This window comes from Rhodococcus sp. NJ-530, assembly GCF_003860625.1.
In the GTDB taxonomy this organism is placed as follows: Bacteria; Actinomycetota; Actinomycetes; order Mycobacteriales; family Mycobacteriaceae; genus Rhodococcus_F; species Rhodococcus_F qingshengii.
In genome coordinates this window covers 3,758,903-3,783,706 of record NZ_CP034152.1, presented here as the reverse complement: position 1 = coordinate 3,783,706, position 24,804 = coordinate 3,758,903, and the positions used below count along the sequence as shown (strand labels likewise).

The following is a 24,804-nucleotide window of genomic DNA, read 5'->3' as shown; positions in this document are numbered from 1 at the left end:
TCGACACTGCCCGCACAACGCGCTCAGCGTATCAGATCATTGGATACTCTTTTCAGTCTCGGATGATTGATTGGTTAAGTCGATCAGTTGTCCGTCGGTGTGCCGCTTCCAGGTGATGACGGTTTCGTGTGCGTCGAGAACGTCGCCGAGTCGGTAGATCGGGAACTTTCCGGCGTATCGGAGCGGTTCGATGTGGCCGAGTCGTTTGAGGTTGTTGATCCTTGTCCTGGTCAGTCCTTCGACTCCGATTTCTCGGGCGAGGATCGCGCAGCCGTTGGCGTTGAGTTCCTGGTTGCGGGCTTGTGCGACATCGACGACGTGCACGGTGGTGGTGGTGGGTCGTCTGCCCGCGCAGCGTTGCGCTGCTTTCACTTTCGCTGCGATCGACGTGTACGCGGTTTCCGATCCTGGGGTGGTGGCGAGGATCAGGATGTGTTGGTTGAGGAAGCGGGCCATGGGCAGGATGTCGAAGCGGGGGTGCGTGATTCGGCGGACTTCGCACAGCCATTTCACCCATCGCATCAGCTCGCGTCGTAGGTCTTCGGCGACTTCGTCGGCGCCGGCAGCGAATGGCAGTGGTTGAGGTTTTTCGCCGGTGCTGACTTTCGGTTCGAAGGTTTGTGCCCGGATCCCGATGGTCATGCATCGAGCGAGGTTCTCCACCAACTCCGGCATCTCTGCCAGGATCTTGACGAGGTCCTGCCGCTCGTTCGTCGGCAGATGGAAGTGTTCCGGCATTTCGCGTTCCTGACGTTTGTCGGCGGTGTGGGTGGTCAGCCGAGGCGTGCTTGGTGTGCGCGCCAGGGCAGGAGTACGGATCCGAGTCGGCCGGTGCGGTTTTTGGCGATGACGAGTTCGACTTCGCCGGTGGGTGTGTTGTTGATGAGTTCGTGGTGCAGCAGGATCACCACGTCGGCGTCCTGTTCGATGCTGCCGCTCTCGCGTAGTTCGGACAGTGCGGGTTTGCGGTCCGCGTTGGCGGCGTTGCGGTTGAGTTGGCAGGCGACAATGACGGCGCAGTCAAGCTCGCGAGCAAGGATTTTCAGGGCGCGGCTGATCTGCGCGACCTGCCGTTCACGGGGCTGTTTGCTGTCCGATTCCTTGAGTAGTTGCAGGTAGTCGACGACGATGACGTCCAAGCCTTGGGTGCGTTTGATGGTTCGGCACCGGGCGGCGATGGAGTCGATGGTGATGTCGGATTTGTCGACCAACGTCAGCGGCATATCGCGGTGAGTGGTCTTGTACTCCTGGATCTGCGAGTAGTTGTAGTCGTCGAGGTTGCGTTTGGTGACCTGCCCGTATTCGGCGTGGGCGCCGGAGGCGAGGATGCGTGAGACGACTTCGGTTTCTCCCATCTCGACGGAGAAGATGATTGCGGGATGCCCGAGTTCGGCGGCGTAGGTGGCGAAGTTGAGTAGTGCGATCGACTTGCCTTCGCCGGGTCGGCCGCCGATGACGTACGAGCGCCCGGGGTGTAGTCCGCCGGCGAGCATGTCGTTGACGTCATTCCACGGCGTGGGGATCGTGTGCACCGACTCCTTTGGTGCGGTGACCCATTCCTGCCATGCGTCGACGGCGTCAGCGAACGTTCGGGTGTCCTCCGGGATAGATCCTTGGGTAAGCGCGGAGATTTGCTCTGAGGCGAAATGCAGGGACTCGGAGTAGTTCGCCCCCAGCGAGGTGTGTTCCGCGGCCCGCTTGAGTGCTTCCAGGAGGTGACGGCGGTTGGCCATGTCCTTGAGCGCTGCGACTGCGCGATGGATCTCGCCGTCGCGCACCGGCTCACCGGCAAGCCGCGTGATTCGGCCCCGAATCGCGGGTGTGTCCTTCTGGGCGAGGAGTGCCCGCTTGGAAACCAGGCGCCCGTCGCGATGGATGGCTTGTGCAGCCTCCCAAATCATGCCGAGGTGAACGTCGTAGAAGTCCGCTGGCTGGATCTTGGCGAGCAGGTCCGGGAGTAGGTGCCGAGAGGTGAGCGAGAGCAGCGCAGCGATGACGGTAGCTTCCTCATCGGGTGCGTCGAGGAGTTCTTCTTCGGTGTCGAAGCTGGGTCCGGTGATGTTCATGCGGGCGGTGCCTCCTTCGCGAGGATTCGGGTGGTGATGACTTGTCGGTATTCGGTGATCCACTGCCTTCGTGCCATGAGGTTGAACTCGCGGACGTCGGTCACATCGGCGGGGATGTCCGGTGGATCGAATCTGAGTCCGGATCTGGTTTCGACGGATTGGGTGTCGTACTTCGTCCAGCAGTCGCGGAGCCAATCCTCGATGCCTGACGGCGTAGCGGGGAGCTGAACACCGTCTCGTTGCATTTGGAGCCGGAGGGTGTCGAACTTGGCGCGGAGCTTGGCCGGGGACTGGATGTTCGCTTTCCAGAAGTCGCTCTGTTGCGACCACTCGGTGACCGCAAGGACGGTGGCAAGTGGCACGCAGTCCTTGTCGAGCAGAAGCCGGATGTCGTTATTCCATTTCGCCGAGATCGTGGGCTTGCGGCAACCGTTGGAGATCATCAGTTTGGCGAGCAGTTCGCAGACCTCGAGAACGTCGGCCCTGACGTGTGCGTCAGGGTTTATATCTTTTACTTCTTCTATAAAGGAAAGATTTGCCCCTGAGGGCAAATGGATTTGCCCCTGAGGACAAATGCTTGACCTGCCATTTGCCGGAGAGGGCAATTCGATTTGCCCCTCAGGGCTAATGGCAGGTGAGAGCGTTGCGCGGTAAGACACGGTTTGATCGCCTCCGCCGAGAATTCGGTGCTTCTCGAGCTCGATGTGGGCCCCGTTTTCGAGTCCCGTCAGAGCCGTCCGCACCATCTTCACGGACAGCCCGGTTTCCTCTGACAGAGTGTTCACACTCACTCGCCACCACCGGCCGGACTCATCTTCAACACGTCCTTCGCCCGGGATCTGGCAGACGAACTGGATGCGAGACCAGACGAGTGCGGCGTTTGCACTGCCGAGCCGCCTCACCATCTCCGGCGTGACGGAGATGAACTCTCCTGGCTCCACAGTGACCCCTCATGTTCGTCTCCAGCGGGTGGCCGACATCGAGCGTCGTTATGCCCACCCCAAAACCTGTTCGTAGTTCTCGCCGAAATACGCGACATGCGTAGCGCGGTGATACTCCGCGTTCTCGGCGGCGAGAAGTTCGGCGTACTTGCGCTCGATGTCCAACGACTCTTCCCAAAGTTCGTTCGTCAGTTCTTCGTCCTCGGGCGTGACCTGGCCGGCGCACCCGTTGACGATCCCCGCGATCTGGTCGATCAACTCCCAGTTGCGGCGCATCAGGTCGTTTGCGCGGGCAGAGTCTCCAGGTATGTCGATCCACGGACCGAGCGTTGGAACCGGCTGCCACACATATGCACTCATGCGCCATCAGTCCTCCCGAGAAGCTCCTGAACCTCGTCCACAGATTTGCCGAGAAGCGTTGCGATGGTGGAGAACGTGAGCCCGTACTGACGTCCCAATCGCACGTAGTGCGCGATATGACGGTCGTCGTCGGCCTTACCGATCGCCTGCAAGATTTCGATTGCGTGACGCCGACGGTCCTGCCCCTTGCGGGGGCCAGCATCAGAGCCGACCCCCGCAACGATCGCCAGCAGTTTCCCGTTCTCGCGCCGCAACTCTCGGATCTGCTCAGCCCGCGCATCGGGCGGCGGCCACGGCAACGACTCGTCCAGTGCGGTCACGGCTGCACCGACACGGCGTCGGAGGCTGCCACGATCCGCGCAGCGACCTCACGGGCCTCATCCGGCGACAGATCCGCATACTCGGCATCGATACGGACCGAGGGCTCCCCTCGAACGATCCGATTGTTCTCGTCCAGCGTCTCGGTGACTGAAACGTAAACGCCGACATCACGCAGGTTCTCGGGTGAGAAGTCGCGGTACCAGTACCGCTCGATCCGGCGTGCCGGCATGAGGGCGAGTTCCCACTGCCCGACTTCGGTTCCTTCGAACCCGACCGGCGGTGGCAGCGGGTTCGAGTAGTCCACCGACGCTTCGAAACGGATCCGGTCGGCAAGGTTCGTGATGTGATCGACGATCAACTCGTTCGCATCATCAGCCGAGACCCCCAAACCCATCAGCATCACAGCCTTCTCGGTCATACCGTCGAGGTCGCCTTTGACATCCGGGGTCAGTGCGAGGCCTGTGGATTCGACAGCGGACTTCACGAGAGCCTGAACGGTTTCCTTGATGTCGTCGATGTTCACGGCGTTGGTGGTCATAGCGAATCCTCCGAGGTCTTGGGGCGAGCGATGGCTCGTCCGTTTGGTGTGCGGCCGTAGACGAGGGTTGCCTCGTTGATGACGGCTTCTGCGTTTTCTTCCGGTGTTTGGCAAGTGGGACAGAGCAATTCGACCGGGATGCCGCCCCGCATCGTGACGTTCCAACCGTCCATCGCTCGCATGCGGCGACGGCACCGCGTGCACTTCTCGACCTTGGCTCTCATCGATCCGCCCACCTGTCGGAGTCTCGGCAGAAGCGGCGGAAGTCAGTCGCGACCCAAGCGGCGGACTGAACGACGAGCAGCGAAGCGAGGACCAGCTCTGTGATCGTCATCCGGTCACCGCCTTGTAATCGGCCACGATCTCCGCGACGACGGCCGCGAAAGTGTCGACGTACTCAGGCAGGATCGTCAGATCGAAGAAGCATTCCCCGCCGTCCTGGTCCGAGCAGTCGATCTCGATGCGCGGCGGGTCGGAGTATGGACCCTCTCCGTCATTGGCATCCCAGCGAGACACCCGCGCAGAGAACGGCACTCGGAACACCTCCGCGACAATGGTGTATTCCCCACCGTCCGCGCCGATCTTCGCGAGAACCTCAGCGCTAGTGGGTGCATCCTTGATTACGGTCATGCCGCGACCTCCGCGTCAGCGATGAGAGCAAGAGCAGTGTCACGGATATCGTCCGCGAGCTGCAACGCTGCTTCCGGTGTGAAGTAGAACGGCCAGTCGAGAATCGAGTGCCGAGCGGTGGCAGCGATTCCCACCAATCGATCTATCCCCGTCGAGTCTCCGCACCGATATGCCTGGACATGCAAGCCTTCCGCGTCGTACTCGTGTTCTTCGAGCGGAATCATCGGCGCATCTGCCATGTAGCTGCCGCCGTTAGCTGTCACGTCGAAGGGTGGAAGAGCTTGTACGCGTGATGCTTCCGGATTCCATGCCCGCTTCAAACGGGCCAGTGCTGAGATTGCCTCGTCGATCGCCTCCGGCGGAATCTCGGCCCAGTCCAGCTGGCCATCTGCCTGCTCGAAAGCGATGCCGAACTCGGGTGTTTCCGGATTACCGTCTTCGTCACGGCCGTCGTACCGATTCAATTCCAGTTTGACCTGCTGATGTCCAGCACCGACGGTCACTTCGTCGAGTGTCGTGGAGATACCATTGCCGGCTGTGATGCCCTTCAAGGCTTCCTCGCTGGTGGGGATAGGTGCTATCGTGCTCATCAGATTGATTCCTTCTGGGTGGTTGGAATTGCTCTTCCCGTCCCCGAGCCTGTTCGTAGCAGGCTCGGGGACACTTGCATTACTAGGCAACGGACCGAAGTCCGTACGCGCCTCAACACGTTCCGCCAACGACATCGCGTCCCGGTTGTCGATCAACTCCCGCTCAGTCACCGGACATTTCCCGGTCATTCGCCTCGGGATACACCTGCATCAACTGATGCTCGACTTGCTGGAGGCAGTCGCTAGCCAACTGTCGGCGGCCAGCTTCTGCCCACGGATTGGACGCCGTACACGCCCAATCCAGGCAGTTGCTACGGATGCCGTTCAGTGCACGTGAGATGAGTCGATGGCTCGCTGTGAGTTCCTCGTCGGTCATCGGACGGTCAGCCCACCGCACCACCGACGGACAATCCAGAACCGACCTCAACTCCAGCTGTCGATACATTTCGGCGATCGCTTTGAGATCCTTCATGTCGAAGACGACCGTCATCGGCTGGGAATCGCGCCCCTGAACAGTGACGTACGCACCCTCATCCGCAACGAGGTTGTGATGAATGATCGTGCCGTCCAACGCGTACGCCTGCAGGCGATTCTTGTCGAGTGTCACTTGGCTTCACCGGACTTCTCGAACTCCAGCAGCACGCGACCGAGGACACCGGCCTCATCGGGCTCGATGTACACCGTTCGACGCTCCACACTGTCGCCGATGTCCAGGGCGATGAATTCCGGCCCGCCTTCGAACTCGCCCAGTCTCACCGACGCGACACCGTTTCCGATCGCCTCCACGGGCTCTGCGTGGTAGACGAACTTTGCCGGCTTGATCGTGACGTCGAACGACTGCGGCGGAAGAATCTTGATCTCGTAGGTGCCCTTGTACTGGCCAGGGTCGGCACACAGTGTCCCCGTGAGCGTTTCGGCCTCAACCTTGTCGATGTCGTAGTGCCACAGGTACGGGCACACGAGACCTTCCTCGATCACGATCATGGACTGCACAGGTCGTCCATCGGAATACGTACCCGAACGAATCGTGAAGCCCGGTTCGATAGCCTGCACGACCTCAAGCATCCGCTTCGGCAACTCCGAAATCGCGTCCATCGGATCGTCGAGCACAGTCTCAACCCGGCCTGCGTCATCATCAGACAGGCCGAAGTAGACGTTTCCAGAGATGTAGTCGACAGCCCAATCCGTCTGTCCGTGAACATAAGCGGTGAGGTACTTCAAGGCGTCGAGACTGGTGGGTGACATGTGAGAACTTCCTTCTAAGTGTCGAGTGAATGCGACTTGGGTGGTCATGGGACAAGGTCGAGCGCGAGCTGCGACTCGGCGCGGAAATCGTCGAGGATGCGTTGAATGCCCTTGGGATTCACGCGGGGCTGAGGAACATCAGTGACACGCGCACCTGTCTTCGGATGCTTGTGCGACTGCGGAAGTTCCGACATGTACCCGGCCTCGATGGCGGGCTGCTTCACGCGCCACTTGCCGTCACTGCGACCACGGAAGATCCAGCCGCGCCGCTCGAGCTCGTCGAAGAGTCGCTTTTCGCCGGTTTTCATTCCCGCCCGGCACAACACCTTCGCGGCGTCTGCGACGCAGTAGTCACCGGATGCATCGAGGATCAGATCCGCAAACGCTGCCCGGGGTTCGAGTTCGGCGACCTCGACAGTGAGACGCTCGATCTTGCGGCTCTGGATCTTCAAAGCACGGAATACGATCTCGTCGTCATCGAGTTCACGGACACCGGCCTCGACGTCGAGAAGGTACGTGCGTACTCGGCGGGCGATCTCGGAGTCACGGAGCAACATGGCGATGCGCAACATGACGCGTCGGTTGAACAAGGCGAGTGATGGTGTGCGGGGATCGAGGCCGAGGGAACTCGGATTGAAGTTCAATCTGAGTTCCTCACCTCGTACAACGCGGTAGCCGTCGGAACTGATCTCGTCCCGGTTGTAATTTACGAGCGAACTGATCGTCTTCGCGGGAACTTCAAAGAAGGTTGCAACCTGCTCAACTGTGGCGTGGATACCGTCAGGGAGAAGGGACAACACCTTCACTTTGTCCAGTACGTCAGTGCGGGTGACGAGAGTGTCACGCTGAGCGCGTGCCGCCGGCACCGTCAGGTCGACCACTTTGGCATGACCCCCATTAAGTGACCCGCTGGTTATGAGAATCCTTCCCGCCCTGATCAAGGGCATGAAAGGCTACAACTCATGGCTGGACGCAAACGGCACACGCCCGAACAGATCATCCGAAAACTGCGCCACGGCGACGAACTCGCGGCCAAGGGCGCCGACGTCGAGGAGATCGCCCGACAACTCGACGTCTCAGTGCCGACGCTCTACAACTGGCGCAAGCAGTACGGCGGCATGAAAGCCGACGATGCCAAAGAGTTCAAGGAACTCAAGAACGAGAACGCCCAACTCAAGAAACTCCTCGCCGAAGCCGAACTCGAAAAGGCCGCACTCAAGGAGATCGCTCGGGGAAAATTCTGAGCCCGACCGCCAAACGAAACGCTGTCGTCATGCTCCAGGAAACGATGGGGCTCTCGCAGCGTTTCGCCTGCAAGGTCGTCGGGCAGCCACGATCAACCCAACGCAAGGAATCAGCGAAGAACACCCCGGACGACCCGGACGCCGATCTGCGGAAGTGGTTGCGGGACTGGGCCAAAGCGAATGCGCGCAAGGGATTTCGGCGGGCGTGGGCAGATCTGCGTGCAACTGGCTGGGTGATCAACAAGAAGAAAGTTCAGCGACTGTGGCGCGAGGAAGGGCTGCGGGTGAAGATCCACAGGATCCGGAAACGAGCTGGCGCCTCGACCACTCCGATCACCGAGGCTGATGCACCGAAGGTGGTGTGGGCGATCGACTTCCAGTTCGATTCCACTACGGACGGCCGGAAGTTCAAGATTACCTCGATGGTGGACGAGCACACGCGACAGTCGGTGCTCAACATCGTCGAGCGGTCCATCCCGGCGGAGGATCTCGTCGCGGCCTTGGAGAAGGCGTTCGCGCTCTGGGGCGGCCCGCCGCAAGTGCTGCGGTGCGACAACGGCCCTGAGTTCATCTCCGAGGCACTGAGGACATTCTGCGAGGACCAGGTCGGAATCGGATACGTTCCACCTGGTCAACCGTGGAAGAACGGCTACATCGAATCGTTCAACAACCGGGTCCGTGACGAATGTCTGAACATGAACGAATTCCACAGCCTCCTCGAAGCCCGGGTGGTCATCGAGGACTGGAAGGAGGAGTACAACAACCGACACCGTCATTCGTCACTGGCGTACCGGACCCCGAATGAGTACGCTGCCAGCTGCATTCACACGCATTGATTCTCTGATACCGAGTGGCTCACCAAACGGGGTCCTACCAACTTCACTTGCGGCGGATAGAGATGTATCGTTCACGGTGAACTCATTCCTTGCTTGGGGATTGGTCTCGACGGCACTGGTCACATCTGCGGTTGCAGCCGCGTGGTCGGTGCCGTTGTTGTTTGTGGAGGTAGATGGATTCATGTCGCTGCTTCCTGCTGGGCAATCCAGTCGAGAACTACACTTTTTCGCCAGACCCTCCGGCGCCCGAGCCTGAAACTCTTTGGCCCTTCGGATCTTTGAGCCCAGTAGCGCCAAGTGCTTTCGGGGATTCCCGTGTTCTCGAAGCATTGCTTGGCCTGCCAAAACTCTTCGCTTACTTCCATCTGACTACTCATCCCGGCTCCCGCATGATCGCGATTTGTTCGACACGTAGGGTTGCCGCAGCTCGGGCTAGAAGAATGTTCGTCAGACGCTTCCGTCCGCTCTCGATGTTCACGAGGTATGGCCGCGAGATCTGGAGAGCTTCCGCAAACTGCCCCGGAGAGAATCCGCGAAGTTCCCTAAGTGCCCGCAGAGTTCCCCCTACGCGTACCCAGTCGCACTCGACGAAGGGGCAGCTGGCCTGGCCTTTTCCGGTGAATGTTCGTTGTTCCGTTTTCACAAAAGGGAACTTACGGAACGAAGGGGAACATGTCAACGGAACTCGAGGGAACTGTGGCTCGATTTTTATTAAAGTCCCAGGTCGACAGGGAACAACATTTGTGTAGTTTTCGTGTTCAATATGCAGAATTACCTGCGATTTCCCCTCTGACTTGAGTTCCGCTGAGTTCCCTGCAAAACTCTTTCCATGTCCGATGAAGATAAGAAACGAATCAGGGTTGGCGACGCTGTTCGTGACCGTCGCCTCCGACTGCGGATGGACCAGGCGGATCTGGCGAAGGAAGCTGAGGTTGATGTCAAAACTGTCCGTTCGCTAGAGAAGGGCGAGCGGTGGCCCCGCGACTCTTCAAGGACCAAAATCGAGGCAGCACTAGGTTGGGTCCCGGGCACGTTGGGTGATCTCATGCAGGGTCTTCAACCGAGGTCGACAACTCCTGAGAAGGATGCGATCTTGCGCGAAGGGATATCCTTTAAGGAGGCCTTCAGTAAAGCTGCGGACGCGAGACCGCAAGCTTCAACCGATGTTGACGAGGAATCGGTGGAATACGTAGTCCGCCATCTAAAGGACTCTGCAAAAGACTTAAAATCCCGCGGTCAAGATGATCCATATGCGATGGCTAGCGCGATCATCGAACTCACTGCAACTGTTCGCGAATCATTTCTGGCCGCACAGAAAGCCATGGCTCTTGGTGCGGCCCCCGATGAGGCGGACCGCTTTCTTGATGGCGCCTTGGGGCTGCTCATTACCTCTGGGGCGCTGGGACTTGTTGGGACACTGGAAGACCCGATCATGCATAAGGTGCTCGCGGAGTTTTCGGAGGCGAAAGCTGACGTGAGAGCGAACCGTGAATCGAGAAAGTTGCTTGCAGCTCAGAAGGATGAAGACCGCACGATTCTCAGGAATCGAACCAGCGGGTCGAAATCTTCGATATCAAAGAACCGCGAAAAAGAACATGAAGAGTCGGAAGATGACTCGCAACCGTAGGGCTGGTGTCGAGGATCGCTGGACGAAGACGGTCAAGGTCGGCGATGTCGAGAAGAAGGTTCCATCGGCGAACGATGGCAAGGGCAAGAGGTGGCGTGCCCGCTACGTCGATGACCTCGGCACCGAGCATGCGAAAGGTTTCGACAGGAAGGCCGACGCGCAGAACTGGCTGAACACAGCAACGACGGCACTCGGCACCGGAACTCACGTCGCGCCCCGCGATGCTCAGATCACTGTTCAACAATGGTGCGATCAGTGGATCCTTGGATATGCCGTCCATCGAGACTCGACGGTCAGGCAAGCGCGTACGCACATTGCGCAGATAACTGCAGAGTTCGGGAACGTGCGCCTCGCTGCTGTCCGGCCGTCTGCCGTCAAGACCTGGACGGCGAAGCTGAAGACAGACAGGTTCGCGGACTCCTACATCTACGCCCTACACTCGCGCCTCGCGCAAATCATGGGCGACGCAGTTCATGACGGACTACTCGGACGCAACCCATGCTCGCGTCGAACATCGCCGCCCATGGGGCGCGCCAAGGTCTACGTGATCACCACCGAGCAACTCTGGGCAGTGCACGACGCAATGCCGGCGCACTATCGAGTGGCGATCCTTCTTGGCGCGTTCGCAGGCCTTCGGATCTCCGAAGCGGCCGCGACTCTTGTCGACGATGTCGACTTCACCAGGGGAGTAGTTCACCCGAAGCGGCAGTGGCCGGACAAGCCGTTGAAGACACGGGGGAGTGACGCGCCGATTCCAGTGCCGCAGTCTCTAGCGCTCATGTTGTCGGCGTCGGTGCAGCAGTGGCCCCATGAGCACATGGTCACGAACGGCGAGGGGAAGGCCGCGGGACCGTGGTTGATCGAACGTGCGTTGCGAGCGGTGAAGGATTCGGGGGACGTCGACCTTCCCGACGAGTTCACATTCCACGACTTGCGCCACTATCTCGCCTCGCTGCTCATTGCCTCTGGCGCAGATATCAAGACAGTCCAGGCTCGGCTGCGGCATGCGAGCGCGAAGACGACGCTCGACACCTACGGGCACATGTGGCCGGACGCAGACGAGTCCACCCGCTCTGCGATCGATGCTGTGATCACTAAGCGGGTGGACTCGTCTGAAGAAGCTGCGGACGCTGTGCGGACGGAAGGCTAGGTCAGCCGGTTCCAGCCCAGGTCAGCGGCCGATGCGGATCACACGTCGTAGTAGAGCTCGAACTCGTACGGGTGCGGACGCAGGTTGACCGGAGCGATTTCCTGCTCACGCTTGAGCGAGATCCAGGTCTCGATCAGGTCGGTGGTGAAGACGCCACCCTCGGTCAGGTACTCGTGATCGGCTTCGAGGCGGTTGATGACCGTCTCGAGGCTGGTCGGAGCCTGCGGGATGTTGCGAGCCTCCTCCGGGGGAAGCTCGTAGAGGTCCTTGTCGACCGGAGCCATCGGCTCGATCTTGTTCTTGATGCCGTCCAGGCCGGCCATCATCTGTGCAGCGAAGTTGAGGTACGGGTTACCCGAGGAGTCGGGTGCGCGGAACTCGAGACGCTTTGCCTTCGGGTTGTTGCCCGTGATCGGGATACGGACAGCTGCCGAGCGGTTGCGCTGGCTGTACACGAGGTTGATGGGGGCTTCGTAGCCCGGCACCAGACGGTGGTACGAGTTGATCGTCGGGTTGGTGAAGGCCAACAGCGACGGAGCGTGGTGCAGGATGCCGCCGATGTAGTGGCGCGCCATGTCCGAGAGGCCTGCGTAGCCGGACTCGTCGTGGAAGAGGGGCTTGCCGTCCTTCCACAGGGACTGGTGGACGTGCATGCCCGAGCCGTTGTCACCGAAGAGCGGCTTCGGCATGAAGGTTGCGGACTTGCCGTGCTGCCAGCAGGTGTTCTTGACGATGTACTTGAACAACTGCAGGTCGTCAGCAGCTGCGAGCAGCGTGTTGAACTTGTAGTTGATCTCCTGCTGTCCGCCGGTGCCGACCTCGTGGTGGCCGCGCTCGAGCTCGAAGCCCGCGTTGGTCAGGTTGGTGGAGATTTCGTCGCGCAGGTCCACGTAGTGGTCGTACGGAGCGACGGGGAAGTAGCCACCCTTGGCGCGAACTTTGTAGCCGAGGTTCGGGGAGCCGTCGGCGTTGGTCTCTGCGCCGGTGTTCCAGGAACCGGAGATGGAATCCAGCTCGTAGAACGCGGAGTTCATGCCGGAGTCGTAGCGAACCGAGTCGAAGATGTAGAACTCGGCCTCGGCGCCGAAGAATGCGGTGTCCGCGATGCCGGTGCTGACCAAGTACTCCTCGGCCTTGCGGGCAACGTTGCGCGGGTCGCGGCTGTAGGACTCACGGGTGAACGGGTCGTGCACGAAGAAGTTGATGTTGAGGGTCTTCGCCTTGCGGAAGGGGTCGATCTGCGCCGTGGTGACGTCGGGAAGCAACATCATGTCGGACTCGTGGATCGACTGGAATCCGCGGACCGAAGATCCGTCGAATGCGAGGCCGTCCTCGAACACGTCCTGGTTGAAAGCAGACGCCGGGATCGAGAAGTGCTGCTGGACGCCGGGCAGGTCGCTGAACCGAATGTCGACGTACTCGATGTTCTCGTCCGCGATGTACTTGATGACCTCTTCGGCCGTGGTGAACGCCACGCTTGTGCTCCTTAAGTCGCTTCAGCCAAGTGATGTCGGTTGAATCCGTCGAGGCAGACGGTAGGGATCTGGTGTTGCCCGCTCGTCAACCCTTTGTTTCGGCAGTGTTACGCGTCGCAGCATCCTGGGGATTTCCGAAGTCCATGTGACCGGCCACACAGTTAAAACCCGGCAAATCTGGACTACGGTGCTGCGACGCCTATCCTGGACAGCATGGCACGTATCACCGGAACTTGGCTCTCTGGGCCGCAAGCAGCTTTGCCGAAGAGCGCGGACGGCCGTGAGCAGTCGTACCGTGGCGAGCTCCTCGGTTTCCCTCAGGAGGGTCCGGGTTCGCTGGTCGGTTCGGGCCGTCGTATCGCGGCACTGTTGGTGGATTGGGTGATGGCTGTGGGAGTGGCCTCGCTCATCACCGGCGACTTCTTCGACGGTATGACCTCGACTGTCACGCTGATGGTGTGGTTCGCCGTCGGTGTCGTCACCGTGGCTCTGTTCAACTTCACCCCGGGGCAGTTCGTCCTCGGACTTCAGGTTGCGCGTATCGAAGGCCCGATCCGAGTGGGCTTCGTGCGCGCGCTCGGACGTCAGGCACTGCTTGTGTTCGTGATTCCCGCGACCATCACCGACATCGACGGTCGCGGTATGCAGGACCGCGCGACCGGCACTTTGCTCGTGAAATCGCGCTGACACAAATTTCTCGAAGTAAAGAAAGACCCGGGTCCGTGTGGGCCCGGGTCTTTCGTTTTGCTGTGGGGGAGTGTCAGCGACGACGAATGGTCCGCTGCATTCCCTTCATCTTCGCGCCTCCGGGCATCGGGCCCTTGGGAAGCGCTGCTCCGCCGCCGCGTGCGCTCAGTGCAGCGAGGCGACCTTCGATGTTGTCCATGCGCTTGGTGTCGATGTTGCGGGGCAACTTGTTCAAGTAGCGCTGGAGCTGCGAGAGCGGAACCTGGCCCTCGTCGTTGCCGATGATGATGTCGTAGATCGGGGTGTCGCCGATGAGGCGGGCGGTCTTCTTCTTCTCCTGCGCGAGGAGGCCCTTGACGCGTTGCGGCGAACCTTCGGCGACGAGGATGACACCCGGCCGTCCGACGACGCGGTGAACGGCATCGAGTTGGGTAGTGCCGGCGACGGCATTCGTGACGCGCCACGCACCCTGCATGTTGTCGAGCGCCCACGCAGCGGCACCGGCCTGACCTTCAGCCTTCTTGTACACCGATTTCTGGACGCGGCGACCGAAGATGATGAAGGCGCCGAGGAGACCGAGAACGATGCCGATCGGCAGCAGGAACCACTGAAGGCCCCAGATGAGACCGACCAGGAAGAAGACCAGAGCAGCACCGACGAGGGTGCCGATCATCAGCGGCAGGAGGAGCTTGTCGTCCTTGCGCTGCATCTGGAATGCCTGCCAGAGCTGAGTTCTACGTTCCTTGGAAGCCTGCTTGCGGGCAGCCTTCGCTGCAGCCTTTGCCTCTTTGGTGGGTTTGCCCTTACCGGATTTGCTGCCGTTCGCCATGTACCCAGGATACGTCCATTGCTGTGCGCCTTTACTAACCGCCCGCGGTTAATAAAGGCTCACAGCAAAAAGTGGATCAGCGATTCAGGCGCGCCATGAGTGAGCTGGCTTCCTGGGAAGCGTCGCCGCCCTCGGTCAGATGACGCTGCGCCTCGGGAAGTTCACGGCCGTGATGCGCCATGGCCTGCGCATACAGGCGGCCGGCGCGGTACGACGAGCGAACCAACGGACCGGCCATGACGCCGGCGAAGCCCATCTCTTCTGCAGCCTTCGAGTGTGCGACGAACTCCTCGGGCTTGACCCACCGCTCGACGGGGTGGTGCCGGGGCGAGGGTCGAAGGTACTGGGTGATGGTGAGGATATCGCAACCGGCGGCGTGGAGATCTGCCATCGCCTCGGTGACCTCTTCAGGGGTTTCGCCCATGCCGAGGATCAGGTTGGACTTGGTGACCAGTCCGTAGTCGCGTGCTGCGGTGATGACGTCGAGGCTGCGCTGGTACCGGAATGCCGGACGGATCCGCTTGAAGATGCGGGGGACGGTCTCGAGGTTGTGTGCAAGGACCTCGGGGCGTGAGGCGAAGACCTCGTCGAGCAGTTCGGGCTTGCCGTTGAAGTCCGGAACCAGGTTCTCGACGCCGGTGCCCGGGTTGAGTTCGTGGATCTTGCGGACGGTCTCGGCGTAGAGCCAGGCGCCGCCGTCGGGGAGGTCGTCGCGGGCGACGCCGGTGATCGTGGAGTATCGAAGGCCCATGGCCTGAACGCTTTCCGCGACGCGACGGGGCTCGTCGCGGTCGAGGGCTTCGGGCTTGCCGGTGTCGATCTGGCAGAAGTCGCAGCGGCGTGTGCACTGCTCACCGCCGATCAGGAACGTGGCTTCGCGGTCTTCCCAGCACTCGTAGATGTTGGGGCAGCCCGCTTCCTCGCAGACGGTGTGCAAACCTTCACGCTTGACCAGGCCCTTGAGCTCCGTGTACTCGGGGCCCATCTTTGCTCGGGTCTTGATCCAGTTGGGTTTGCGTTCGATGGGCGTCTCCGCGTTTCGGATCTCGAGACGGAGCAGCTTACGTCCTTCTGGGGCGATAGTCACGACAGTGATCCTACGCCCGGTGATTACTGCAACGGGGTTCGGGCGAGCCCGTCAGCTGTACTGAACGGTAGTAAAAGTCGGAGTAGGCGAGACGCTTTCGAAGGTGACGCGCTCGACGTTCCGTTCGGTGACGGGCATGGTTCCGTCGAGAGCAGCGATTACTGCCTCGGTCACAGCGGGAGTGACTTCGTCCACGGTGACGTCGCGACCGAGTTCATGCGACAGCGTCGTGACCCCGGCGTCACGGATGCCGCAGGGAATGATGTTGTCGAATCCGGTCAGGACCGAATTGCAGTTCAGGGAGAAGCCGTGCAGTGCCACGCCCCGTTGGACGCGCACGCCGATGGCAGAAACCTTGCGCTCGGGCTTCCATTGTCCGTTTGCGAGTTCGGCAGGCAGCCAGACGCCGGAGCGGCCGTCGATGCGCCCGCAGTTCAGGCCGAGGTCCGTGCACACCGTGATCAGTGCTTCCTCGATGCGTCGGACATACCGCACCACGTCGATGGGCTCGGCCAGTTTCACGATCGGATATCCCACCAGCTGGCCGGGGCCGTGCCAGGTGATCTTCCCGCCGCGGTCGACGTCGATGACAGGCGTGCCGTCGACGGGACGATCTTCGGGTTCCGTGCGTCGTCCTGCTGTGTACACCGGCGGGTGTTCGAGGAGCAGTAGCGTGTCCGGTCCGATGTCGTCCGCCCGCGCTGCCGCGAGCTCACGCTGGCGGTCCCACGCGGCGTTGTAGTCGATCGAACCGAGTTGCTCGACGGCGATCGGCAGTTTCGAGAACCGGGCGGAAACGGCAGCGCTGCTCATGGACGTAGAGATTACGCCCGACTTCGGAATCAACCGAGTGCGGCCGCCAGCGCTTCGCCGATCGTGTTGTGGCGGAAAGAGAATCCCGCCTTTTCCAAAGCTGCGGGAATGGCGCGCTGGCCACCGAGGATGCCGCTCTTGGCGAATTCTCCGATCAACGCTTCGAGTGCGAACCCGGGAACGATCCAGGGAGCCGGGCGGTGGACCGCCCGGGACATGGCGTCATTGAACTGGGCATTGGTGACAGGGGCCGGACCGGTCAGGTTGACGGGACCGGAGAGTTCGGAAGTCGTGAGCGCGAACTTGATCGCGTCGCACTCGTCCTCGAGTGAGATCCACGGAAAGTACTGGCGACCGTTGCCCAGTCGCCCGCCGAGGCCGAACGAATAAAGGCGCCGAAGCCGACCGAGCATGCCCCCATGAGGTGAAATCACGACGCCGGACCGCAGATTGACGACGCGGGCACCCGCCGCACGCGCCGGTTCGGTGGCGAGTTCCCAATCGCGACACGTCGTGGCGAGAAAGTCGGTGCCTGCCGGCGAATCCTCGTCGACGATCTTGTCGCCGGTGTCGCCGTAATAGCCGACGGCGCTCGCGTTGGCGAGGACGGGAACCTTCTGACTCGCGACCGCTTCGGCCAAGACGTCGGTCGCGACGATGCGGCTGTCACGGATCGCTTGCTTGTAGGAACCCGACCACCGTTTGTCGCCGATGCCGACGCCGCAGAGGTTCACGACGGCGTCGGCGCCCTGCAGGACGGAGAGGTCCAGACGGTCGTGGTCCGGGTCCCAACGCGATTCGTCGGGGCCGGCGGTCGAGCGTCGCACCAGACGCACCACGTCGTGGTTGTCGGAGCGCAACGATGACACCAAGGCCGTTCCGATCAAACCGGACGAGCCGGCGATGACTACTCGCATTCGGAAAGCCTCCTTCGATTCAGCGTGCTTCGATATCCGAACGTATATCTCCGACCGTACTGAAAAAGCCGGGGCGCCACCTCCTGATGGAGATGACGCCCCGGCCGGCCGAGCAGTTGCTTACAGGCCCAGATCAGCTTCAAACGAGGCTTCTTCCAACCGCTGCTTCACAGTGGTGAGGAATCGGCCGGCGTCGGCGCCGTCGACCAGACGGTGATCGTAGGTCAGCGGCAAGTAGATCATCGAGCGAACGCCGATGGACTCGTTGCCGTTCTCGTCGGTGACCACCATCGGGCGCTTGACGATCGCGCCGGTTCCGAGCATGGCCGCCTGCGGCGGTACCAGGATCGGGGTGTCGAACAGCGCGCCCTGGCTGCCGATGTTGGTGATGGTGAAGGTGCCACCCGAGAGCTCGTCCGGCTTCAGGCCACCCGAGCGTGCACGCTTGGCGATGTCGGCGATGGCGCGGGCCAGGCCGGCCAGGCCGAGATCGCCGGCGTTGTGGATGACGGGGGAGAGCAAGCCCTGATCGGTGTCCACTGCGATGCCGAGGTGCTCAGCGTCGTAGTAGGTGATCTGCTTGGCAGCCTCGTCGTAGCTGGCGTTGATGTTCGGGTGCGACTTCAGCGCCTCGACGACTGCCTTGGCGAAGAACGGAAGGAACGTCAGGTTGACGCCTTCGCGCTCGATGAAGCCGGCCTTGGCACGGGCCCGCAGGGCGACGATCTTGGTGACGTCCACCTCGAAGGTCTGCGTGAGCTGAGCGGTGTTCTGCAGCGACTCACGTGTCTTGGTGGCCGTGATCTGCCGAATACGGTTGGCCTTCTGCGTGGTTCCACGCAGGTGTGCCAGTTCGGGTCGGACGCCTGCGGCTGCGGTGGCGGCCGGTGCGGCCGCGGGTGCTGCAGCAGGAGCAGCGGCGGCGGGAGCCTTCTTGGCCTCCGCAGCGGCGAGCACATCCTGTTTGCGGATGCGGCCGCCGACGCCGGTGCCGGTGACGGTCGCGAGGTCGACGCCGTTGTCCGTTGCGAGCTTGCGCACGAGCGGGGTGACGTACGGGCTGCTGTCGCCGGAAGCTGCGGGGGCAGCCGCCGGTGCGGGAGCCGCAGCAGGCTTCGGAGCGGGGGCGGCCGGTGCGGCAGCAGGCTTGGGTGCCTCGGCCTTGGGTGCCTCAGCCTTCGGTGCTTCAGCCTTGGGGGCAGGGGGTGCGGCCGGTGCTGCGGGAGCGGCCTTGGGTGCCGGAGCCGCGGCGGGTGTGCCGGAGCCGACGACGGCCAGCTGGCCACCGATCTCGACGGTGTCGTCTTCCTGCGCATTGATCTCGAGCAGGATTCCGGCGACGGGGGACGGGATCTCTGTGTCGACCTTGTCGGTCGAGACTTCGAGCAGCGCCTCGTCGACGGCAACTTCGTCGCCGACAGCCTTGAGCCAGCGGGTGACGGTGCCTTCGGTGACGGACTCGCCGAGGGCGGGCATCGTCACGGCGGTACCTTCAGCGGAACCGCTCGAAGCGGCGGGTGCCTCGGCAGCGGGAGCTTCTTCAGCGGGAGCTTCGGCAGCCGGCGCTTCCTCGGCGGGAGCTTCCTCGGCGGCGGGGGCGGGTGCCTCTGCCGCGGGTGCTGCGGCTTCGCCGGCTTCACCGATCTGGGCGAGCTCGCCACCGATTTCCACGGTGTCGTCTTCCTGCGCGACGATCTTGGTCAGGACGCCGGCGACGGGAGACGGAATCTCGGTGTCGACCTTGTCCGTGGAGACTTCGAGCAAGGGTTCGTCGACTTCGACCGTGTCTCCTTCCTGCTTGAGCCACCGTGTGACAGTTCCCTCGGTGACGCTCTCACCTAGGGCTGGCATCTGGACGGAGAAGGCCATGTCTTTTGACTCCTCGACAGTTGTGTTCGGGTTGTTGAATTTTGTCGACTTGTGGTCGTAATGCATTGTGCTCGAGTGGCGCGCGACGTGCGGCTACTTGTAGCTATTTTGCCGATGTCGACGCGCGGGCGCGGCGTCACCGTCGTTCATCTTTCCATTGATACGCCGGGCGTGTCCGATGAGGGGGATGCCGTCCGTTTCGGGTGTGTCGGCTACTGGCGAGTAGGTATGCGTCGGGGGTCCGGCTGTAACGGCGTAAGCGGACCAAACGGTATGTCGTGCGCAGGCACAACGGACATCGCCTGGCAAACTTGACATATCGCCGGGGTGCATCCGCGGCGTCGGTACCGAGGAGGGTACGACCGTGGGACTGTTCGATCGTTTCAAGCGTCCGCCGAGTGCGGCTCAGGCCGCAGCGCAAAGTGATGCGGATCATCTGGCGAATTGGGCGCACTCGCACGAAGGCGTCGAGGCCTATGTGGAACCGCAGACGACGGTGACCGAGGTGACCGTCGTCCTGGTTGCGAAGGACGGGGAGTGGACTCGTCGTCGTGTCGGCGGCGAACGTGGCGCCCGCAAATTGGGACAAGACCTGAAGATCCCGGTCTACGACGTCCGAAAAACGGGATATCCGCAGCGTATGCGCGATCATGACGAACGTAAGCGAATCGAACGCAAGCGGGCCCGAGAGCAGGAATTGCGCGACGGCGCCTGAACTGCTGTGCGCCTTTATTAACCGCGGGGGGTTAATAAAGGCGCACAGCAAGGGGTCAGCCGTTGACCGCGATGTCCTCCAGGACCGAGATCATCGTGCGAACGGGAACGCCGGTACCGCCCTTGCCGGTGTAACCCCACGGCCCTGACGTGTTGTAGGCCGGCCCCGCGACGTCTATGTGCGCCCACTGGACACCCTCGGGAACGAATTCCTTGAGGTAGTGAGCTGCGACCAGCATGCCGCCCCAGCGGTGTGGGGTGACATTGGCCATGTCGGCGACCTTGGAGTCGAGATCTCCGCGCAATTCCTCCGGCAGCGGCATGGCCCAGCCGTTCTCGCCGACGCTCTGCGAGATGGAGGCGACGCGGTCACGGAACTCGTCGGTGCCCATGACTCCGGGGGTGCGGTTGCCGAGCGCGACCATCTGCGCACCGGTCAGGGTGGCGGTGTCGATCATGTAGTCGGGATCGTCCTCACCCGCGCGAACCATCGCGTCGGCAAGAATCAAACGGCCCTCGGCGTCGGTGTTGACGACCTCGATGGTGATTCCGCCGTACTGGGTCAGCACGTCGCCGGGACGCTGGGCGGTCGCGGACGGCATGTTCTCGGCCATCGGTACGTATGCGACGACGTTGACGGGCAGGCCGAGCTTGGCGGCAAGCACGACGGTCGAGATGACGGCTGCGGCGCCGCCCATGTCCGAGGTCATGTTCTCCATACCGGCGGCGGGCTTGATGGAGATTCCGCCGGTGTCGAAGGTGATGCCCTTACCCACCAGTGCGACCTTGCGGGCACCACGCTTCTTCGACGCGTATTCGAGGCGGACGAGACGCGGCTGGCGTGACGAGCCCTTGCCGACGCCGATGATTCCGCCGTAGCCACCCTTCTCGAGTGCCTTCTCGTCGAGAACCTGGACGGTGAGCCCGGCCTCGACGCCCAGTGCCTTCGCGCGCGCGGCGAACTCGGCGGGGTAGAGGTGGCTCGGGGGAGTGTTGACGAACTCGCGTGCGGTGGCGACGGCCTCGGCGATGGCAGCCGACCGTGCCAGCGTCGCTTTGGTCTCCTTCGTGCGCGGCGACGGCACCAGAAGTTCGACGCGGGCCAGTGGCTGCGAATCGGGACCGGGAGCCGTCATGGACGACTTGAATTCGGTGAAGCTGTACGCGCCCAACGCAAATCCCTCGGCGGCTGCACCGAGGTCGAGGATCGAGAGCGTGGTTGCGACGGTGTCGATGCCGGACAACGAGCGAGCTGCGGCGCCGGCGGACTTACGGATCTGCTCGCTGCCGAGCTTGTCGGCAGAGCCGAGTCCGACGGCGAGAACGCTGGTGACCGACAGTTCGCTCGGTGCCGGGACACGAGTGAGCTGCTCGGGCTTGCCCGTGGCGCCGACGGCGATGAGGCTGTCGAGGATCTCGGCGAGTACGTCTTCGGCGACGATGCCTTCGCTGAGTGCGATTTCGGGGCCGTCCGGACCCGACGTCAGACCGACGACCAATATCTCTGCGCGCTTGGCGACTGTGCCGGCGAGAACGAGGTCGGGTCCCAACGATCGGGCTGTGCGAGTGCTCAAGGTGTCTCCTGTGAGGTGAGTGTGCGATGCGTCCGGTTCTGGCGGATGCCTGAGTCGATGTTAGGCCCTTTGCAGTTTGCGGACGGGCGATCGTCACGGCCGGGTGAGCTCTCGCTGCGGACATGTTTCGATCGGCGAAGTCCGATAGGTTGTGGGCCATGACCGACGAACAACTGTTGCAGGGCCCGATCCACCCCGTCCACGTCGAACTCGGCGCGACGTTCGCGCCGTTCGGGGGGTGGCAGATGCCGGTTTCGTACGCCGGCGTCGTGGCCGAACACACCTCTGTGCGTGAGAATGTCGGACTCTTCGACGTCAGTCACCTCGGCAAGGCCGTCGTGCGTGGCGCGGGCGCCGCGGAATTCGTGAACTCCGCACTGACCAACGATTTGAACAAGATCGGGCCGGGTAAGGCTCAGTACACGTTGTGCTGCAACGAGTCCGGTGGTGTCATCGACGACCTCATTGCGTACTACGTCAGCGACGACGAAATCTTCCTCGTCCCGAACGCAGCCAATACCGCGGACGTCGTTGCGGCTCTGGTCGCCCTCGCACCGGACGGAATCACCGTCGAGGATCAGCATCGTGCCTACGGTGTGCTGGCTGTGCAGGGTCCGAAATCGGTGGCGGTTCTGACCGCTCTGGGACTTCCCACCGAGATCGAGTACATGGCGTACGAAGATGCGGAATGGAACGGCGTGCCTGTTCGTGTGTGCCGCAGCGGTTACACCGGTGAGGTCGGCTACGAACTCCTGCCGCGGTGGGAGGACAGCGAGCCGTTGTTCCGCGCGCTTCTCGAGGCAGTGCGCGCCGAGGGTGGGCAGGCCGCCGGACTCGGCGCCCGTGACACTCTTCGTACCGAGATGGGGTATCCGCTGCACGGGCATGAGCTTTCGCTCGAGATTTCTCCGCTCGAAGCGCGCTGCGGATGGGCGATCGGTTGGAAGAAGCCGACATTCTGGGGCAAAGAGACCTTGACCGACGAGAAGGCTGCCGGCCCGGCTCGCAAACTCTGGGGGATCAAGGCTCTCGATCGCGGCGTGCTTCGTGCCGGCCTCGGTGTTCTGCGTGACGGCGAGGCAATCGGCGAGACCACCTCGGGGACGTTTTCGCCCTCGCTCAAAGTGGGAATTGCGTTGGCGCTCCTCGATTCCGGTGCCAATGTCTCGGCCGGCGACGAGATCGAAGTCGACGTCCGTGGTCGTGCTCTTCGGTGCGTCGTGGTGTCTCCTCCGTTCGTGGAGACCAACACCAAGTAGAGAGCTTTTTCACGTTCGATAGGATTGCGCCCATGACAGGTGCCGCCGATTTCGTTCGTGTTCAGAGCTCGTCCCCGAAGTCCGACGCCGAGCGCCGTGACATTTTGGCGGCGCCCGGCTTCGGGCGGCACTTCACCGACCACATGGTCTCGATCGACTACACCGCGGGCAAGGGCTGGCACGACGCCCAGGTGTTGCCGTACGGAAACATCGAGCTCGATCCGGCCGCAATGGTTTTGCACTACGGACAGGCCATCTTCGAGGGCCTCAAGGCATACCGTCAGCCGGGTGGCGAGATCAGCTCGTTCCGCGTCGAGGCCAACGCCGAGCGTTTCGCGGCATCTGCGCGCCGTCTGGCCATGCCGGAGCTCCCGTCGCAGATGTTCATCGATTCCATCACCGAACTGATCGACGTCGATCTCGACTGGGTTCCCGCAGCCGGTGGCGAGGACGCGCTCTACCTCCGTCCGTTCATGTTCTCCACCGAAGCCGGACTCGGTGTCCGTCCCGCCGACGAGTACCGCTACCTGCTGATCGCCTCGCCCGCCGGTGCGTACTTCCCGCGCGGCGTCAAGCCGGTCAGTGTGTGGCTGTCCACCGAATACGTTCGCGCGGCCCCCGGCGGTACCGGCGCGGCCAAGTTCGCCGGCAACTACGCCGCTTCACTCCTCGCCCAGGCGCAAGCCGCCGACGAGGGTTGCGACCAGGTGGTCTGGCTCGACGCCATCGAGCGCACGTACGTCGAGGAAATGGGTGGAATGAACCTGTTCTTCGTCTTCGGCTCGGGCCCCGACGCTCGCCTCGTGACGCCGTCGCTGTCCGGTTCGTTGTTGCCAGGCATCACGCGCAACTCGTTGCTCGCCCTTGCCGCCGATTCCGGTTTCGCCGTCGAGGAGCGCAAGATCAGCACCGACGAATGGCGCACCAAGTGCAAGAGCGGTGAAATCACCGAGGTCTTCGCTTGCGGCACAGCAGCAGTCATCACCCCCGTCGGACGCGTCAAGTCCGCCGAGGGCGAGTTCACCATCGCCGACGGCGAGCCGGGTGAGGTGACGATGGCACTGCGCGACACCCTCACGGGTATCCAGCGCGGAACCTTCGCCGACACCCACGGCTGGATGACGAAACTTCACTGATCGCTGGTTCGTTCCGCGAGCAATCGCTCCCGGAAGAACTGCAGAATCTCGTCTCGTGCGACGGTGGTGGGCGATCCCGCCTCGTCGACGAGATGAGCCGTCACCACGCTGTGTGGATTGGCAATGACGTGTTCGAAGAACGGCGACGTTGTCGCGTTGGCCGCTTCGTCGGGTAGTACCTTCCCGACGAAGCGCTCGCCCAAGGCCTTCGAATAGGCGGCGAATCGTTGTGCGCGGCAGAACGAGTCACCTCGAAAGCGGTATGCAAGCACCGTGAGGTCTTCGGCCTCGAGTCTCGAGCGCACGGCTTCGAGTTCTTCGGGCCCGCTGTCGGTTTCGTCCGGTCGATCGAGCGGTAACGACGGTTGGGCGAGAACCGGCGCGATGACCGAGGGTTCGAGCATCATCGACAACGCGAAGTTACCGGTGAAGCACATTCCGATCACGCCGACGCCAGGACCGCCGCTCTCCTCATGCGCCGAAGCGGCGAGTGAACGCAGCCAACGGACCGCCGGACTCGGTTCGTCGGCAGCGAGGGCGCGGAATTCTGCACTGACGCAGGCTCTCTTGAATACCGTCAGCCCCTCGTTCACTGTGGGGACCGCTCCGTCGCGGCCGAACAGTGACGGAACGAAGACCGTGAAACCGGCGTCGCGCACCCAGCGGGCGAATCGCGCTACATGCGGGCTGATGCCCGGCATCTCCGGCATGACGATTACTGCGGGACCGGTGCCGGCCACGTACACGGACTTCGCCACTGCGTCGATGGTGATCGTTCGACGGTCGAAGTCTTCGAGCGGATCGTCTTCGGTCATGCTCCGGTTCGGCACGGTGAGCCCTCCCAAGTAGTCGAAACAATTCCTCTGCACAGTCTTTCGGCGCGGGATCGACTACAG

The 24,804-nt window shown here is 62.2% G+C and carries 27 protein-coding genes; 7 read left to right on the top strand and 20 right to left on the bottom strand.

All coding sequences use genetic code 11. From position 1 onward, the window contains the following. Positions 1-36: 36 nt before the first annotated feature. The 12 genes from EHW12_RS17560 to EHW12_RS17505 form a co-directional block, all read right to left on the bottom strand. Complete coding sequence (locus EHW12_RS17560; protein ID WP_125051296.1) at positions 37-738, bottom strand: hypothetical protein; 702 nt, start codon at positions 736-738, stop codon at positions 37-39. Positions 739-773: 35 nt separating this feature from the next. Beyond that, complete coding sequence (locus tag EHW12_RS17555) at positions 774-2,066, bottom strand: DnaB-like helicase C-terminal domain-containing protein (protein WP_125051294.1); 1,293 nt, start codon at positions 2,064-2,066, stop codon at positions 774-776. Then, positions 2,063-3,007: a hypothetical protein gene (locus tag EHW12_RS17550; RefSeq protein ID WP_125051292.1), complete on the bottom strand. Its 945-nt coding sequence runs from the start codon at positions 3,005-3,007 to the stop codon at positions 2,063-2,065. The genes EHW12_RS17555 and EHW12_RS17550 overlap by 4 nt, the downstream gene beginning before the upstream one ends. A gap of 48 nt (positions 3,008-3,055) precedes the next feature. After that, positions 3,056-3,367, bottom strand: coding sequence for a hypothetical protein (locus tag EHW12_RS17545; protein WP_125051290.1), 312 nt, complete (start codon positions 3,365-3,367; stop codon positions 3,056-3,058). Then, a complete protein-coding gene (locus EHW12_RS17540; RefSeq protein WP_125051288.1) occupies positions 3,364-3,687 on the bottom strand; it encodes a hypothetical protein in 324 nt (107 codons plus the stop codon). The genes EHW12_RS17545 and EHW12_RS17540 overlap by 4 nt, the downstream gene beginning before the upstream one ends. Then, positions 3,684-4,226 (bottom strand): hypothetical protein, encoded by a 543-nt coding sequence (locus EHW12_RS17535; protein WP_125051286.1) that lies wholly within the window; start codon positions 4,224-4,226, stop codon positions 3,684-3,686. Before EHW12_RS17535 ends, EHW12_RS17540 begins: the two co-directional genes overlap by 4 nt. After that, the gene (locus EHW12_RS17530) at positions 4,223-4,450 is read right to left on the bottom strand and encodes a hypothetical protein (RefSeq protein ID WP_125051284.1); all 228 of its coding nucleotides are present in this window, start codon (positions 4,448-4,450) and stop codon (positions 4,223-4,225) included. Before EHW12_RS17530 ends, EHW12_RS17535 begins: the two co-directional genes overlap by 4 nt. 106 nt (positions 4,451-4,556) lie before the next feature. Next, positions 4,557-4,856 carry a hypothetical protein gene (locus EHW12_RS17525; protein WP_125051282.1) on the bottom strand — a complete coding sequence of 100 codons (300 nt, stop codon included), beginning with the start codon at positions 4,854-4,856 and terminating at the stop codon, positions 4,557-4,559. After that, complete coding sequence (locus EHW12_RS17520) at positions 4,853-5,446, bottom strand: hypothetical protein (RefSeq protein WP_125051280.1); 594 nt, start codon at positions 5,444-5,446, stop codon at positions 4,853-4,855. The genes EHW12_RS17525 and EHW12_RS17520 overlap by 4 nt, the downstream gene beginning before the upstream one ends. Positions 5,447-5,609: 163 nt before the next feature. Next, a complete protein-coding gene (locus tag EHW12_RS17515; RefSeq protein WP_125051278.1) occupies positions 5,610-6,053 on the bottom strand; it encodes a hypothetical protein in 444 nt (147 codons plus the stop codon). Further along, positions 6,050-6,691, bottom strand: a complete 642-nt coding sequence (locus EHW12_RS17510) for a hypothetical protein (RefSeq protein ID WP_125051276.1) — start codon at positions 6,689-6,691, stop codon at positions 6,050-6,052. Before EHW12_RS17510 ends, EHW12_RS17515 begins: the two co-directional genes overlap by 4 nt. A 44-nt stretch (positions 6,692-6,735) precedes the next feature. After that, on the bottom strand, positions 6,736-7,572 hold the full coding sequence (locus tag EHW12_RS17505) for a phage antirepressor KilAC domain-containing protein (protein WP_164490585.1): 837 nt from the start codon (positions 7,570-7,572) through the stop codon (positions 6,736-6,738). An 81-nt stretch (positions 7,573-7,653) separates the two neighbouring features. On the opposite strand from EHW12_RS17505, the gene EHW12_RS17500 reads away from it, so the two are divergent. The 3 genes from EHW12_RS17500 (at position 7,654) to EHW12_RS17480 (ending at position 11,548) form a co-directional block, all read left to right on the top strand. After that, positions 7,654-8,771, top strand: a protein-coding gene (locus EHW12_RS17500; RefSeq protein ID WP_125050763.1) for an IS3 family transposase whose coding sequence is annotated in 2 segments (ribosomal slippage) — positions 7,654-7,930 and positions 7,930-8,771 — 1,119 coding nt in all. Because the reading frame shifts where the segments join, the coding sequence is not laid out codon by codon here. An 829-nt stretch (positions 8,772-9,600) separates the two neighbouring features. After that, entirely contained in the window at positions 9,601-10,398 is a 798-nt protein-coding gene (locus tag EHW12_RS17485; protein ID WP_125051272.1) for a helix-turn-helix domain-containing protein, read from the top strand. Then, positions 10,382-11,548 carry a site-specific integrase gene (locus EHW12_RS17480; RefSeq protein ID WP_125051270.1) on the top strand — a complete coding sequence of 389 codons (1,167 nt, stop codon included), beginning with the start codon at positions 10,382-10,384 and terminating at the stop codon, positions 11,546-11,548. Before EHW12_RS17485 ends, EHW12_RS17480 begins: the two co-directional genes overlap by 17 nt. Before the next feature lie 38 nt (positions 11,549-11,586). Here EHW12_RS17480 and glnA read toward each other — a convergent pair whose 3' ends face one another. Then, on the bottom strand, positions 11,587-13,023 hold the full coding sequence (gene glnA, locus EHW12_RS17475; protein ID WP_003941609.1) for a type I glutamate--ammonia ligase: 1,437 nt from the start codon (positions 13,021-13,023) through the stop codon (positions 11,587-11,589). A gap of 213 nt (positions 13,024-13,236) precedes the next feature. Between glnA and EHW12_RS17470 the strand changes: the two genes are divergently transcribed. Further along, complete coding sequence (locus EHW12_RS17470; RefSeq protein WP_003941579.1) at positions 13,237-13,710, top strand: RDD family protein; 474 nt, start codon at positions 13,237-13,239, stop codon at positions 13,708-13,710. Between the two features lie 73 nt (positions 13,711-13,783). Here the strand turns inward: EHW12_RS17470 and EHW12_RS17465 are convergent, their stop codons facing one another. The 5 genes from EHW12_RS17465 to sucB all read right to left on the bottom strand — a co-directional run bounded on the left by EHW12_RS17465 (position 13,784) and on the right by sucB (position 19,225). Further along, positions 13,784-14,539, bottom strand: a complete 756-nt coding sequence (locus EHW12_RS17465) for a DUF4191 domain-containing protein (RefSeq protein ID WP_003941625.1) — start codon at positions 14,537-14,539, stop codon at positions 13,784-13,786. 76 nt (positions 14,540-14,615) lie between these two features. Beyond that, on the bottom strand, positions 14,616-15,626 hold the full coding sequence (gene lipA / locus EHW12_RS17460) for a lipoyl synthase (protein ID WP_003941610.1): 1,011 nt from the start codon (positions 15,624-15,626) through the stop codon (positions 14,616-14,618). Between the two features lie 51 nt (positions 15,627-15,677). After that, on the bottom strand, positions 15,678-16,439 hold the full coding sequence (gene lipB, locus EHW12_RS17455; protein ID WP_125051268.1) for a lipoyl(octanoyl) transferase LipB: 762 nt from the start codon (positions 16,437-16,439) through the stop codon (positions 15,678-15,680). 29 nt (positions 16,440-16,468) lie between these two features. Then, the gene (locus tag EHW12_RS17450) at positions 16,469-17,356 is read right to left on the bottom strand and encodes a TIGR01777 family oxidoreductase (protein ID WP_125051266.1); all 888 of its coding nucleotides are present in this window, start codon (positions 17,354-17,356) and stop codon (positions 16,469-16,471) included. 120 nt (positions 17,357-17,476) lie between these two features. After that, positions 17,477-19,225, bottom strand: coding sequence for a 2-oxoglutarate dehydrogenase, E2 component, dihydrolipoamide succinyltransferase (gene sucB, locus EHW12_RS17445; RefSeq protein ID WP_118603049.1), 1,749 nt, complete (start codon positions 19,223-19,225; stop codon positions 17,477-17,479). 364 nt (positions 19,226-19,589) lie between these two features. Here sucB and EHW12_RS17440 point away from each other — a divergent pair, with 364 nt between their 5' ends. Further along, the gene (locus tag EHW12_RS17440; protein ID WP_003941713.1) at positions 19,590-19,940 is read left to right on the top strand and encodes a hypothetical protein; all 351 of its coding nucleotides are present in this window, start codon (positions 19,590-19,592) and stop codon (positions 19,938-19,940) included. A gap of 55 nt (positions 19,941-19,995) precedes the next feature. Here EHW12_RS17440 and EHW12_RS17435 read toward each other — a convergent pair whose 3' ends face one another. Then, entirely contained in the window at positions 19,996-21,513 is a 1,518-nt protein-coding gene (locus EHW12_RS17435) for a leucyl aminopeptidase (RefSeq protein ID WP_019748919.1), read from the bottom strand. Positions 21,514-21,671: 158 nt separating this feature from the next. Between EHW12_RS17435 and gcvT the strand changes: the two genes are divergently transcribed. Both gcvT and EHW12_RS17425 read left to right on the top strand, forming a co-directional pair. Beyond that, positions 21,672-22,772 (top strand): glycine cleavage system aminomethyltransferase GcvT, encoded by a 1,101-nt coding sequence (gcvT, locus tag EHW12_RS17430; RefSeq protein ID WP_003941726.1) that lies wholly within the window; start codon positions 21,672-21,674, stop codon positions 22,770-22,772. 32 nt (positions 22,773-22,804) lie between these two features. After that, the gene (locus tag EHW12_RS17425) at positions 22,805-23,908 is read left to right on the top strand and encodes a branched-chain amino acid aminotransferase (protein WP_003941766.1); all 1,104 of its coding nucleotides are present in this window, start codon (positions 22,805-22,807) and stop codon (positions 23,906-23,908) included. Here EHW12_RS17425 and EHW12_RS17420 read toward each other — a convergent pair. Beyond that, on the bottom strand, positions 23,902-24,723 hold the full coding sequence (locus EHW12_RS17420) for a dienelactone hydrolase family protein (RefSeq protein ID WP_030537052.1): 822 nt from the start codon (positions 24,721-24,723) through the stop codon (positions 23,902-23,904). The genes EHW12_RS17425 and EHW12_RS17420 overlap by 7 nt on opposite strands. Positions 24,724-24,804 lie beyond the last annotated feature (81 nt).